The 12,925-nt window shown below is 66.9% G+C and carries 14 protein-coding genes; 9 read left to right on the plus strand and 5 right to left on the minus strand.

Annotation, left to right across the window (positions count from 1 at the left end; genetic code table 11):
* The first annotated feature begins 6 nt into the window (after nt 1–6).
* On the plus strand, nt 7–1,422 hold the full coding sequence (locus tag P5P27_RS04150) for a cystathionine beta-synthase (protein ID WP_006898058.1): 1,416 nt from the start codon (nt 7–9) through the stop codon (nt 1,420–1,422).
* Complete coding sequence (locus tag P5P27_RS04155; RefSeq protein ID WP_278126516.1) at nt 1,422–2,564, plus strand: cystathionine gamma-synthase; 1,143 nt, start codon at nt 1,422–1,424, stop codon at nt 2,562–2,564. The genes P5P27_RS04150 and P5P27_RS04155 overlap by 1 nt, the downstream gene beginning before the upstream one ends.
* Before the next feature lie 40 nt (nt 2,565–2,604).
* On the opposite strand, the gene P5P27_RS04160 is transcribed toward P5P27_RS04155, so the two are convergent.
* The gene (locus P5P27_RS04160) at nt 2,605–3,108 is read right to left on the minus strand and encodes an SRPBCC family protein (protein ID WP_278126518.1); all 504 of its coding nucleotides are present in this window, start codon (nt 3,106–3,108) and stop codon (nt 2,605–2,607) included.
* 251 nt (nt 3,109–3,359) lie between these two features.
* Here P5P27_RS04160 and P5P27_RS04165 point away from each other — a divergent pair, with 251 nt between their 5' ends.
* The 3 genes from P5P27_RS04165 to P5P27_RS04170 all read left to right on the plus strand — a co-directional run bounded on the left by P5P27_RS04165 (nt 3,360) and on the right by P5P27_RS04170 (nt 4,796).
* Nucleotides 3,360–3,656 carry a hypothetical protein gene (locus tag P5P27_RS04165; protein WP_101841724.1) on the plus strand — a complete coding sequence of 99 codons (297 nt, stop codon included), beginning with the start codon at nt 3,360–3,362 and terminating at the stop codon, nt 3,654–3,656.
* Nucleotides 3,631–4,275 (plus strand): DUF3558 family protein, encoded by a 645-nt coding sequence (locus P5P27_RS20730; RefSeq protein ID WP_411815787.1) that lies wholly within the window; start codon nt 3,631–3,633, stop codon nt 4,273–4,275. The genes P5P27_RS04165 and P5P27_RS20730 overlap by 26 nt, the downstream gene beginning before the upstream one ends.
* Before the next feature lie 89 nt (nt 4,276–4,364).
* The gene (locus P5P27_RS04170; protein WP_278126521.1) at nt 4,365–4,796 is read left to right on the plus strand and encodes a helix-turn-helix domain-containing protein; all 432 of its coding nucleotides are present in this window, start codon (nt 4,365–4,367) and stop codon (nt 4,794–4,796) included.
* Nucleotides 4,797–4,869: 73 nt separating this feature from the next.
* Here the strand turns inward: P5P27_RS04170 and greA are convergent, their stop codons facing one another.
* The 3 genes from greA to P5P27_RS04185 all read right to left on the minus strand — a co-directional run bounded on the left by greA (nt 4,870) and on the right by P5P27_RS04185 (nt 6,677).
* The gene (gene greA, locus P5P27_RS04175) at nt 4,870–5,358 is read right to left on the minus strand and encodes a transcription elongation factor GreA (protein ID WP_006898052.1); all 489 of its coding nucleotides are present in this window, start codon (nt 5,356–5,358) and stop codon (nt 4,870–4,872) included.
* 114 nt (nt 5,359–5,472) lie between these two features.
* Nucleotides 5,473–6,222: a queuosine precursor transporter gene (locus P5P27_RS04180; RefSeq protein WP_006898051.1), complete on the minus strand. Its 750-nt coding sequence runs from the start codon at nt 6,220–6,222 to the stop codon at nt 5,473–5,475.
* Entirely contained in the window at nt 6,219–6,677 is a 459-nt protein-coding gene (locus P5P27_RS04185) for a DUF4307 domain-containing protein (protein ID WP_006898050.1), read from the minus strand. Before P5P27_RS04185 ends, P5P27_RS04180 begins: the two co-directional genes overlap by 4 nt.
* A gap of 79 nt (nt 6,678–6,756) precedes the next feature.
* Here P5P27_RS04185 and mca point away from each other — a divergent pair, with 79 nt between their 5' ends.
* The 4 genes from mca (at nt 6,757) to P5P27_RS04205 (ending at nt 11,329) form a co-directional block, all read left to right on the plus strand.
* A complete protein-coding gene (mca, locus tag P5P27_RS04190) occupies nt 6,757–7,608 on the plus strand; it encodes a mycothiol conjugate amidase Mca (RefSeq protein WP_045537340.1) in 852 nt (283 codons plus the stop codon).
* On the plus strand, nt 7,605–7,970 hold the full coding sequence (locus tag P5P27_RS04195; RefSeq protein WP_006898048.1) for a hypothetical protein: 366 nt from the start codon (nt 7,605–7,607) through the stop codon (nt 7,968–7,970). Before mca ends, P5P27_RS04195 begins: the two co-directional genes overlap by 4 nt.
* Complete coding sequence (locus P5P27_RS04200) at nt 7,930–9,966, plus strand: thioredoxin domain-containing protein (RefSeq protein WP_278126526.1); 2,037 nt, start codon at nt 7,930–7,932, stop codon at nt 9,964–9,966. Before P5P27_RS04195 ends, P5P27_RS04200 begins: the two co-directional genes overlap by 41 nt.
* Before the next feature lie 271 nt (nt 9,967–10,237).
* Complete coding sequence (locus P5P27_RS04205) at nt 10,238–11,329, plus strand: 3-deoxy-7-phosphoheptulonate synthase (RefSeq protein ID WP_278126527.1); 1,092 nt, start codon at nt 10,238–10,240, stop codon at nt 11,327–11,329.
* A 105-nt stretch (nt 11,330–11,434) separates the two neighbouring features.
* Here the strand turns inward: P5P27_RS04205 and P5P27_RS04210 are convergent, their stop codons facing one another.
* Nucleotides 11,435–12,883 carry a PepSY-associated TM helix domain-containing protein gene (locus tag P5P27_RS04210; RefSeq protein ID WP_278126529.1) on the minus strand — a complete coding sequence of 483 codons (1,449 nt, stop codon included), beginning with the start codon at nt 12,881–12,883 and terminating at the stop codon, nt 11,435–11,437.
* Nucleotides 12,884–12,925: the final 42 nt, after the last annotated feature.

A 12,925-nucleotide genomic window follows, 5' to 3' on the forward strand; every position in this document is an offset into this window, starting at 1 on the left:
GACGGTATGCGCATCGCCAATCACGTTGTAGACCTGGTCGGGAACACTCCGCTCGTCAAGCTCAACAAGGTCGTGCAGCCGGGGTCCGGCCTGGTCGCCGCCAAAGTCGAGTACCTCAACCCGGGCGGCAGTTCCAAGGACCGCATCGCGACCCGCATGATCGACGCGGCCGAGGAATCCGGCGAGCTCAAGCCCGGTGGCACCATCGTCGAGCCGACGTCGGGCAACACCGGTGTGGGTCTCGCGTTGGTCGCGCAGCAGCGCGGTTACAAATGCGTCTTCGTCTGCCCGGACAAGGTGGCCGAGGACAAGCGCAACGTGCTGCGCGCCTACGGTGCCGAGGTGGTCGTGTGCCCGACCGCCGTCCCGCCGGAGCACCCCGACAGCTACTACAACGTCTCCGATCGCCTCACCCGGGAGATCCCGGGAGCGTGGAAGCCGAACCAGTACGCGAATCCGAACGGCCCGCTGAGTCATTACGAGACCACCGGTCCGGAGATCTGGCGCGACACCGAGGGAAAGGTGACCCATTTCGTCGCAGGCGTCGGCACCGGCGGCACCATCACCGGAACCGGCCGCTACCTCAAGGAGGTCTCCGACGGGCGCGTGAAGGTGGTCGGCGTCGACCCCGAAGGCTCGGTCTATTCGGGTGGATCGGGGCGTCCGTACCTCGTCGAGGGCGTGGGCGAGGACTTCTGGCCGGACGCCTACGACCCCACCGTCCCCGACGAGATCGTCGCGGTGTCCGACGCCGACTCGTTCGAGATGACCCGGCGGCTGGCGCGTGAAGAGGGCCTGCTGGTCGGCGGCTCGTGCGGTATGGCGGTGGTGGCCGCGCTGAAGATCGCCGAGCGTGAGGGGCCGGACGCCGTGGTCGTGGTGCTGCTTCCGGACGGCGGTCGCGGCTACATGTCGAAGATCTTCAACGACGATTGGATGAGCAGCTACGGGTTCCTGCGCACGCCGCTCGACGGCACTCCGCGCACGGAATCGCGTGTCGGCGATGTGCTCCGAGGAAAGGGCGGCACGCTGCCTGATCTGGTGCACACGCATCCCCAGGAGACGCTCCGCGACGCGATCGAGATTCTTCGCGAGTTCGGCGTCTCGCAGATGCCGGTTGTCGGCGCCGAACCGCCCATCACCGCCGGCGAGGTCGCAGGCGCGGTGTCCGAGAGGGACCTGCTCAGCGCGGTCTTCGAGGGGCGCGCCAATCTGGCCGACCCGGTGTCGGCGCACATGGGCGAGGCGTTTCCGCTCATCGGTGCGGGCGAGCCCGTCTCGGCCGCGATGGAAGCTCTCAGCACCTCCGACGCGTTGATGGTGGTGGACGACGGCAAGCCGGTCGGCGTCATCACCCGGCACGACCTGCTCGCCTTCGCGAGCACGCACCCGATCGCCATCCGTCAGCAGGAGGAGAAGTAGTGTCCGAGCAGGGATTTTCGACCAAGGCAATTCACGCGGGCTGGGATCCGGATGAGCGCACCGGTGCGGTGAACGTGCCGATCTACGCGAGCTCCACGTTCGCGCAGGACGGCGTCGGCGGGATGCGCGACGGGTTCGAGTACGCACGTACCGGCAACCCGACCCGACGGGTGCTGGAGGCCAATATCGCGGCCATCGAGGCCGGACGGTTCGGTCGCGGGTTCGCGTCGGGCATGGCGGCCACCGACGCGCTGCTGCGCGCCACGCTGCGTCCCGGCGACCACCTCGTGATCCCGAACGACGCGTACGGCGGCACCTTCCGGCTGATCGACAAGGTATTCACCGAGTGGGGTATCACCTACTCGGTGGCGCCGGTCGTCGACGTCGAGGCGATCCGTGCGGCGATCACCCCCGCGACCAAGCTCGTCTGGGTCGAGACGCCCACCAATCCGCTTCTCAACGTCGGCGACATCGCGGCTGTCGCTGAGGTCGCGCACGCGGCCGGCGCCAAGCTCGTCGTGGACAACACCTTCGCGACTCCGTACCTGCAGCAGCCGCTGACGCTCGGCGCCGATGCCGTCGTGCATTCGACCACCAAGTACCTCGGCGGACACTCGGACGTGGTCGGCGGAGCGATCGTCACCAACGACGAGCAGCTCGACTCCGACATCGCCTTCCTCCAGAACGGCGCGGGCGCAGTTCCGGGGCCCTTCGACGCCTACCTGACGATGCGAGGCATCAAGACACTCGCCGTGCGAATGGACCGGCACTGCGACAACGCCGAGAAGCTCGTCGAGTTCTTCTCGGCGCATCCGAAGATCGAGAAGGTGCTCTATCCGGGGCTGGCCGACCACCCGGGGCATGCGGTCGCGGCCAAGCAGATGCGGCGCTTCGGCGGCATGATCTCCGTTCAGCTGACCGGTGGTCGTGAGGCTGCGCTCGACTTCTGTGCGCGGACGAAGGTGTTCACCCTCGCCGAATCGCTCGGCGGCATCGAGTCGCTGATCGAGCATCCGGGAGCGATGACCCACGCGTCCACCGCAGGCTCTCTGCTTGAGGTGCCCGACAACCTCGTCCGACTGTCGGTCGGAATCGAGGACGCCGACGATCTTCGCGAAGACGTGCGCCAGGCGCTCGCGTAGCGCGGACGACGCCGTGAGCCGTGGCGAACGGCTCGCGGTGTCAGCCGTGGAAGGTCGCGAAATGCTTGACGGTGTCGGTCTTCACCGTGCCGAAGGCGCCGTTGGCGATGGGACCGGACAGGAACGGCGGCAGCCCGGTGCTGCCGAGTTCCATCGCGAACTTCCAGACAAGGCGTGAGCCGTGCTCGGTCGGCGACACCTCGGTGTATTCGCCGAACTTCCTGAGTCCGGGGATGTTCGCCCGCACGCCGTGGAAGCCGTGTTTGTACGTCGACGTCTCGGAGTCCTCGTCCCACAGGAAGAAGTACTCGTCCATCTTCACGACGCCCGGGGCGAGTGCCACCGAGCGTGTGGTGCCCACGCCGTACGGCGCGGGCGATGTGTACGTGACCGAGTTCAGTGCACGGCACCAGTCCAGGGTGTTCTGGCGCGTGAACTCGGCCCACGCGGTCTCGGGAGCGACGGGGATGTGCACATCGATGGTGTACTTCATCGGCGCGGTGTCGAAGTAGGACTCGTCGAACGGTTGCAGGTCGTAGGCCATGGGTACGCAGTGTAGCCGTGCGCCGACACGCCGGTGCTGTTCTGGCTGGTCTCTTGACCAGCGAAAACGGTTGCTGGAAAAGAATTCTCGCGCAAAGTGGAACCGATCGGGCGTTTGGTGCGTCTAATTCATGAACACGAAAACAGACTTGATGGCGAAGGGGATTCCGGAGCGGAGACCGTCTCGATTTGGGGGGTGACGGTCTCCGCTACGGAATGTCGTTCCATCGCGTCGGCGCACCGGAGGGCATAGTGAGCGAACTCGTCTACGTGCAGGAACTCTGGCGAAAACGGGCGGAGGTCGCGCAAGAGTGCGCCGATGAGTTGGGGGAGTTGGCGACGGCGCTCAACTACGTCCTGAGGGCGAACTACTTCGGCAGCGGGTGTGTCGAAGGGGATCTCCTATTCGACGCTCTGACTAGAGTCCTGCGTGGTGGCAGTAGATCACTTGCGCGTAGCTCTACCGATGCCGCGTCTCTCGCGACTGCCTCCGAGCATGCGATCGCGGAGATGGAGGCTGCTGATGCGGAGGAGAGCATTGGCGAGTGAGATACGAAGCGTACTTCCATTGGTGCCTCTGGTCTTAGCCCTACTCGCAGGATGTGCGACCCATGAAGATGGACAGCCGGTAGTTCCTTCGGCGCTTAGCAGCAAAGTAAGGCAGGTCGATGATTCAGGACGCACGTTGCCTTTCCAGACGTCCCATTCGCGGCGATGGAACGGCGCGAACGACGGAACGGTATTCGAGCCATGCACAGCGGTCGGGCTCGAAGAACTTGCGCGATTGAGCATTGATCCAACGACGGCTACCGATGCGGCCGGGACTGACGGTCAGACGCTGAGGGGTTGTCGATGGCGGTACATCACGGGCAAACACAGTGGTTGGTCGATCGCACAGTTCGTTGGCAACTCCGCGAGTCTCGCAGCGGACAAAGCCAAGTTCCGTTCGGGGGATGACATTTGGCTGGCCGACCTCTCAATCAACGGACGGGTTGTCGGACTGCATCGCTCAGCACAACTCGCTGACTGCGATACGTACGTGCAGTCAGGTCGAGCAGGCGTCCACACCGTCGCAATGTACGTCGGGCCCACCCCGCCGCCTCCCTCCGAGATCTGTGACCGTGCACTGGCCTTCACTCGCGCGACGATCTCGAAAATACCTTTGTGACAACAAATTTCGCCGCGTAGGCGCAGGTCACGGGACTCGCACACGATAGTGTGCGGACATTCTGGTGTGCAGTCGTCAGATTGGTTGTTGTGCTGTCGGCCGACCGTGGATCCCTCGAGTGGGATACCTATGCGTTCGCGTTCGGTCATCGTCTGGTGACCGTCCGGAAGGCGCGCGGCCTGTCCCAGGAAGAGCTCGCGGAGCGGTGCGGGTTGCACCGGAACGCGGTATCGAATCTGGAGCGAGCGACCAGCAACAGCGCGTCGGGGATCGCCGACCCGCTGATGTCGACGGTGTACCGCCTCGCGCGGGCGCTCGATGTTCCACCGACCTATCTGATGCCCGGCGCTGACACGCGGCCGGGGATGCGGGCGGCCGAGCAGGAGACCAACCACGCGCTCTCCGACGTCGAGGCGGAGCTACTGAGGCTACTGGCGGATGAGTTCGCGCAGTCGGATGAGACGACGCCCGACCGGCCTGATGAGCCCTGCCCAAACGACTTTCCGGGCCGGCGGTACTGACGTTCCCTCGGAGTGGGTCCAGACATGAGAAAGGGCCGATCCGCTGTGCGGATCGGCCCTTTCCGGCCTGAACTTACGGCTGGTACGGCTCTGCGCTGACCAGCGTCACGCTGATCTCGGCGCCGCTGGGGACCGTGTACGTCCGAGTCTCTCCGACCTTCGCGTCGATGAGAGCCGCGCCCAGCGGGGAGCTCGGCGAGTAGATCTCGATGTCGCCGGAACCCTCCTCGCGGGTGGCGATGAGGAAAGTCTCCTTGTCCGACTCGTCGCCGTCGTAGTAGACGGTCACGACCGAGCCGGGGAGCGCCACACCCGACTGCTTCGGGGCTTCGCCGACCTTCGCCTTGTTGAGCAGATCCTGCAGCTGGCGAATACGCGCTTCCTGCTGGCCCTGCTCCTCGCGCGCTGCGTGATAGCCGCCGTTCTCCTTGAGGTCGCCCTCTTCGCGGCGCTCGTTGATCTCGGCGGCAATGACCGGCCGATTCGCAATAAGCGAATCGAGCTCACCCTTCAAGCGCTCGTACGACTCCGGCGTCAACCAAGTCACACCCGCATCGGTCATTGTGGTCTCCTTTGCTGTCCGCTACTGGACGATCTGTCCGCTTGGACTGCTCTAAATGCAGCAACACGGCCCCTCGCGGAGCCGTGCACAGCCAATGATAGCAGCGCCTGTGTTCTAAGGCACATCCGAGGTGACTCGGCTAACATCGGCGAGCGCTTCGGCATAGCTCGGCTCGGCTCGCTTGAGGTAGCGGACCACGGCGTACGTGATCGGCATGACGACCACTTCCACCAGCGTCTTCCACACGAAACCGATGACGACGTAGTTGATGAAGTCCGACCACGTGCTGATTCCGATCGCCGTGGCGGCAATGGAACAGAACACGAGCGTGTCGAAGAACTCGCCGACCACGGTGGACCCGATCAGCCGGGCCCACAGGTGCCGCTCCCCGGCCCGCTCTTTCATCTTCACGAGCACGAAGGAATTCAGCAGCTCGCCGACGACGTAACCGGCGAGCCCGGCGGCGACGATCCGCGGAACCGTGCCGAGGACCGACTCGAACCCGGACTGGCCGTCGTAGAAGTCTGCGGCGGGCAGTTCGATCGCCACCCAGAAGCACAGGGACGCGAGGACGATCACAGCGAAACCGGAGGCGATGGTCCGGCGCATCGCGCGGAACCCGTAGACCTCGCTGATGACGTCGCCGATGACGTAGCTCAGCGGGAACAGGAAGAAGGCCCCGTCGGTCACCAGGCCGTTGACGTGAAGAGGGCCGAGGTCGAAGTGCAGCCAGTCGTCGAACAGGACGACGGCCTTGGTGGCGGCGATGTTGCTGATCAGCATGATGCCGACGAACAGCGCCGTCAGCGCCGGGTAGTACGGACTGGCGAGTTTGGCGAAGACCGCCTTCCCGGCGTGCGTCATGCGTTCGGGGAGAGGTAGGGGGGTACGTTGAGCGTGCAGCCGAACACCTCGCCGATCACCGGCGGCCGAGACGTCGCGACCTCGGTGCGGGCGCCGACCTGCACCTCGGTGCCCGCGGGGACCAGCACCTCGCGGCGGCCCACTTCGGCGCCGTCCTTGGCGCGCGCGCGGACGATGCAGACGACGGCGTCGTCCGGGCTGTTGCGGTTGACGGTGTACTGAACGGCGACGCGGTCGGACGAGAGGAGCTCGTAACCCGTCGCCTGTCCAGAGACGTCCGGATCGCCGAACTGACGGAAACCGAGGTATGCGATCCCGACACCCGCGACGACGACGAGCACGGCGAGCCCGTAGAACCAGCGGCGCTTGCTGCTCCGCGACCGATCTGCCGGATAGGTCGCTCGCGGGCCACTGCGCGGCTTCTGCTGGTCGGCGCCCCCGTCTGATGTGCTCACGCGTCAATACCTACCATGTTGGGTAGGAGCTAAGCGAAGGTGAGGAAGCGTGACCGAACGCGCGAACGGGCTGCGGCTCATGGCTGTGCACGCACATCCCGACGACGAGTCGAGCAAAGCGGCGGCGACTCTGGCCAAATACGCAGCGCAGGGGCACGAGGTGATGGTCGTCACCCTCACCGGCGGGGAGCGCGGCGACATCCTGAACCCGGCGATGGACCGCCCGGGAGTGATGGACAACATCACACAGATCCGGCGTGACGAGATGGCTGCCGCGGCCAAGGCGCTCGGCGTGCAGCACCGGTGGCTCGGCTTCGTCGACTCGGGTCTGCCCGAGGGCGACCCGCTGCCTCCGCTGCCGGAGGGATGCTTCGCGCTGGTACCGCTCGAGGAGGCCAACGAGCGCCTGGTGAAGGTGATCCGCGAGTTTCGTCCGCACGTGATCATCACCTACGACGAGAACGGCGGCTACCCGCATCCCGATCACATCAAGTGCCACGAGGTGTCGATGGCGGCGTGGGACTCGTCCGGTGATCCGGAACAGTTCCCCGAGGCCGGCGATCCGTGGACGCCGCTCAAGCTCTATTACACGCACGGTTTCATCCGCGATCGGATCCTCGCGTTCTCGGACGAGTTCGAGAAGGCCGGTCAGGAGAACCCGTTCAAGGAATGGCTCAGCAAGTGGCGCCGTAACCAAGGCGACATGATGGGCCGCGTCACCACCCAGGTGGAGTGCAGCGACTACTTCGTGCAGCGCGACGACGCACTCCGCGCACACGCGACGCAGATCGACCCCAACGGCTTCTTCTTCGCTGTCCCGCTGGAATGGCAGCAGCGACTGTGGCCGACCGAAGAATTCGAGCTGGCGCAGACCCGGGTGCACACAGACCTCCCGGAGAACGATCTCTTCGCCGGAATTGAGCAGCAATGAACGTCCTGTCCCTGTCCTCTGACGCGGTGATGCTACTGGCCGACGAGCCGGCGAAAGGCCCGGAGTTCGGCAAGGCGTCGCCGATCGGCCTGCTGATCATCATCCTGCTGCTGATCGCCGTCTTCTTGCTGATCCGGTCGATGAACAAGCAGCTCAAGAAGCTGCCCGAGAGTTTCGACGCCGACAATCCGGCACCGGACCAGGCCTTCGACGACGGCACCGACCGAGTCGACGACCCGGCCGGGCTACCCGAGTCGACGACACCGGCCGAGGCCGAGAACGGCGCCGGTGACGGACACCGGAACAACACGGGCCACGACAATGGAGGCCAGAACAGTGGAGGATCCACAGACCGCGGATAGCGCTCGTAATCGGCTCGGGGAATCGTCGAGCCCCTATCTGCGCCAGCACGCCGCCAACCCGGTTCACTGGCAGGAGTGGGGTGAGGAGGCCTTCGACGAGGCGCGCCGCCGCGACGTCCCGGTGCTGCTGTCGGTGGGGTATGCCGCGTGCCACTGGTGTCACGTGATGGCGCACGAGACCTTCGAGAACGAGACGCTGGCCGCGCAGATGAACCGGGACTTCGTCTGCATCAAGGTGGACCGAGAAGAACGTCCCGACATCGACGCGATCTACATGGCCGCGACGGTCGCGATGACCGGCCAGGGCGGGTGGCCGATGACCTGCTTCCTGACACCCGACGCCGATCCGTTCTACTGCGGCACCTACTTTCCACCCACACCCCGCAACGGGCAGCCCGGATTCTCCGAGGTGATGGACGCGATCACCCGGACCTGGGATCACCGGCGCGACGAGGTGATCGTCGCAGGAACCAAGATCGCAGAACACCTGCGCGCCAACGCGGCCTCACTGCCGACCGGGCCGCCGCCGGACGCACAACTGCTCGCCGACGCGGTCCGCGCGATCTGTTCCGACGAGGATCCGCGCTCGTCCGGATTCGGCGCTGCGCCGAAGTTCCCGCCCACCGCCCTGCTGGAAGCACTGTTGCGCGCCGATGAACTGCTGGGTCTCGGCGAAGCAGGTGCCGTGGCCACGCGCACCGCCCACGCGATGGCGCGCGGAGGCATATACGACCAGCTAGCGGGCGGTTTCGCCCGCTATGCCGTCGACGCAGACTGGGTGGTTCCGCACTTCGAGAAGATGCTCTACGACAACGCTCTGCTGTTGCGCGCGTACGCCCATCTAGCGAGGCGCGGTGACGCGCTGGCGCTGCGGGTGGCGGAGGAGACCGCCGACTTCCTCGACGAGCACCTGTGGACCGGGTCGGGATTCGCCTCGTCGCTCGATGCCGACACCGAAGGCGTCGAAGGGCTCACCTACGTCTGGCGCACCGGCGAACTCATCGACGTGCTCGGACCCGACGACGGCGCGTGGGCCGCGGCGCTGTTCACCGTGACCGATCGGGGGACGTTCGAGCAGGGGGCTTCCACGCTGCAGTTGCTCCGCGACCCGGGCGACCGGATCCGTTACGCCTCGGTGCGGTCGCGTCTGCGCGCCGCACGGGACCGGCGACCGCAGCCCGACCGGGACGACAAGGTGGTGACCGCGTGGAACGCGATGACGGTGACGGCTTTGGCGGAGGCCGGCGCCGCGCTGGCGAGACCGCGGTGGGTGGCGCGGGCCGCCGAATGCGCGCGGGTCCTCGCCGAGGTGCACTTGGTCGGGGACGAGTTGCGGCGGTCGTCGCTCGACGGGACGCCGGCGGCGCCCCTCGGCGGTCTCGACGACTACGCGGCCTTCGCGACGGCGCTGCTGACGCTGCACCAGGTGACTGGTGAGATCGGCTGGCGCACAACGGCGTCGGCGGTCATCGAGAAGATGATCGAGGTCTTCGCCGACCCGGATTCGTTCGGCGCCTGGTACGACGCCCATCCGACCGGCCTGCTGCTCCGTCCGCGCGATCCGGTGGACGGGGCCACCCCGGCGGGTGCCTCGCTGGCCGCCGAGGCGTTGCTTCTGGCGTCGACTCTCGTCCCCTCCGTCGACGATGCCGCACGCTACGGGGAACTGCTCGACGCGACCCTGAGCCGCTCGGGACTCATTCTCGCCAAGGCGCCGCGCTCGGCCGGGCATTGGCTTTCGGTGGCGATCGCGCGAGTGGCCGGGCCCGTCCAGGTGGCGGTGGCTCAGTCCGCCGACAGCGCGGGCGAACTCGCCGCGCAGATCCGGCGCGGCGTGCCGGGCGGCGTGGTGGTGGTCGCCGGCGAACGGGATTCGCTGCCGCTGTTGGAGGATCGAGGACCGGTCGGCGGGGTGGACGCCGCCTACGTGTGCCGCGGAACCGTCTGCGATCTGCCCGCCGTCGACGCGGAGACCGTGCTGGCCGCGATCCCGTGACCCCCGACCGCCGATTTGGCGGCCGGGGAAGCGGTTGTGCTAGCCTCGGTCGCGTGATGCAGTCCGCACGCTATTGGCGTTTCTTTATCAAGGCTCCGGGTGGGGCCGAGATGAAGCGATAACGCGCGCACGCATCAACCTTCCCGGAGCCTGAGCAGTGACCTGATGGTCGCTGCTCTCGTCGTTTCGGGAGTATCTCAGAGTGCCTCAGGCGTGAATCCGGAAGCGGCGGACCAGCCCGATTCGCGGATGACACCTGAAAGGCATTTCCTTGACTACCACCACCGACGCCGCAACCACCGACAGTGGGCAGAGTTCGTCCACCTCCGACCGGCGGGTGACGGCGTTCTCGTCGATCCCGTCTCCGGAGACTCTCCGCAGTGAGCTTCCGCTGACCGCGCGTCGCGCCGAAGCCGTGCAGCGCGATCGGGAGGAGATCGCGGCGATCCTCGCCGGCCACGACGATCGGATGATCGTGGTGGTGGGGCCCTGCTCGGTCCACGATCCGGTCGCCGCGCTCGACTACGCCCGTCGCCTCGCGCCGCTCGCCGAGCAGTACCGCGACGCGCTGAAGATCGTGATGCGCGTGTACTTCGAGAAGCCGCGCACCACCGTGGGATGGAAGGGACTGATCAACGATCCCGGGATGGACGGATCGTTCGACGTCGAGCGCGGACTGCGGACGGCCCGCGCACTGCTGCTCGACGTCATCGATCTTGGACTGCCGGTGGGCTGCGAATTCCTCGAGCCGACCAGCCCGCAGTACATCGCGGACACCGTCGCCTGGGGCGCGATCGGTGCCCGCACCACCGAATCGCAGGTGCATCGCCAACTGGTGTCGGGACTGTCGATGCCGGTCGGTTTCAAGAACGGGACCGACGGCAACGTCCAGGTCGCGATCGACGGTGTCAAGGCCGCGGCCGCCGAACACGTCTTCTTCGGGGTCGACGACTTCGGTCGCGGCGCCGTTGTCCACACCTCGGGCAACGAGGACTGCCACATCATCCTGCGCGGTGGCACGCCCGGCCCGAATTACGACGCGGCTTCGGTGGACTCCGCGGTTCAGACTCTCGCGGAGGCCGGTCTGTCACCGAAGGTGATGGTCGACTGCTCTCATGCGAACTCGGGCAAGGATCACGAGCGGCAGGCGGAGGTCGCGGTGGAGGTCGCGGAGATGTTCGCCGAGGCTCGTCGTGCGGGCGAGGACCAGGTGCTCTCGGGTGTGATGCTGGAGAGCTTCCTGGTGCCGGGAGCGCAGTCGCTCGGCGGCGACCTGGTGTACGGGCAGTCGGTCACCGACAAGTGCATGGGGTGGGACGCGTCGGCCGAAGTGCTCGCCCGGTTGGCGCGCGCCGCGCGGTAGGGGTGCCGAGCGGCACCCCTACCCTCAGCGGCGACTACCCGGAGCGGGGTACGGGCGCGCCATGCCTCGTCGCCTTTCGCCCGTTCCGGGTAGACGGAGAATCAGCTATGCGGCTGATTGGAGACCGCGCGTGCGGACGGCGCCGATCACTGTGTCGACCACCAGGAATGCCAGCAGTGGCCAGCCGAGCAGCGGGATGAACCAACCGATGGCCACCGCTGCCACCGCGATCGCGAGCGTGAGGGGCAACGGGAGCTCCCGCAACGCGCCACGTGCCGGGGGCGCACCGATCCGGCGGGTGCGCGACCGCCGCTGCCACCACGACCGGTAGCCGAGCACGATCGCGACGATGAGCGCGATCATCACCGCGAACAGCAGGAGCTGATTGGCCAGGCCGAACAGCAGCCCCATGTGCAGCTGGATGCCCCACGCGGACAACTTGGCGGCCAGCGGCCAGTCGGAGAAGTCGTTGACGTCGACCACGGCGTCGCGCGACGGATCGACGGCGATGGAGCTGGTCGACATCCGCCACGGGACGCGATTCTGGGCCACGACGAAGGCTGTCGAGGCGTTGTCGGGGATCGTCACCTCCACCGGCCCGCCGATGCCGTTGGCGCGCGCGATAGCGATGGCGCCGTCGATTCCCGCGACCTCGTCGGCCGAGGGCATGGCACCGGACATGGAGCCCGATCCGCTCATCTGATGATCGGCGTGCTCGCCTCCGGCGGCCTGCGGTGTGCCGGTGAGGGACGAGTCGACGGTCGGAGTGGTCCAATTCAGCGCCGACCGCAGCTCGGTGACGTGTTCGCCCGCGTAGGTCGACCAGGTGAGGCCGGTGGCCGACAGGAACAGCAGCGCCACGGCGATCCAGGTGCCGATGACGCCGTGTCTGCTGATGGTTCGGCCTCGGCCGCGCATGCGGGGAAGGCCGCGCAGCATGGAACCACTGCCGGTCGCACGGCGGCGCTTGCGGACCTGGACCGCCCACATGACCAGACCGCCGAGCGCGACGACCCACAGCCACGACGCGGCCAGCTCGGAGTACATCCTGCCCGGTTCGCCGAGGTGCAGACTGCGGTGGAGTTGGTCGATCCACGTACGGACCGGGAGCGCGCCGGACGACCCGTACGACGCGAGCTGGCCGAGCGACTCACCGGTCACCGGGTCGATGAAGACGGCGAGTCGCTCCGACTCGCCGAGCGACGGGTCGGAGAAGAGCACACGGGTGGTGGCACCGGGTTCGGTGGCCGGCTGCACCGCCGTGACCTGGAGATCGGGGCGTACGGCCTGGGCGGCGCGGACCTGCTCGGCGACCGACTTGGCCGGACCGGACGAGTCCGTGTGCAGTTGGTGCCGGTAGATCAACTGCTCGGCCGACGGGGAGACGGCGTAGAGAGCGCCGGTGACGGCGGCGATGAGCAGGAACGGAGCGATCAGCACGCCGGCGTAGAAGTGCAGTCGCTGAACGAGGCGGATGAGGGTCGCGCGGGTGGATGCGGGTCTCGGCGGCGAGTCCGGAGTTTCCGGGGTCGCCGAAGACAGAGTGGTGGACAACGGTGTGCCTTTCGGTCAAGCAGAAGTCATCGCGCGCCGTCG

Source organism: Gordonia sihwensis (genome assembly GCF_029632925.1).
Taxonomy (GTDB): Bacteria; Actinomycetota; Actinomycetes; order Mycobacteriales; family Mycobacteriaceae; genus Gordonia; species Gordonia sihwensis.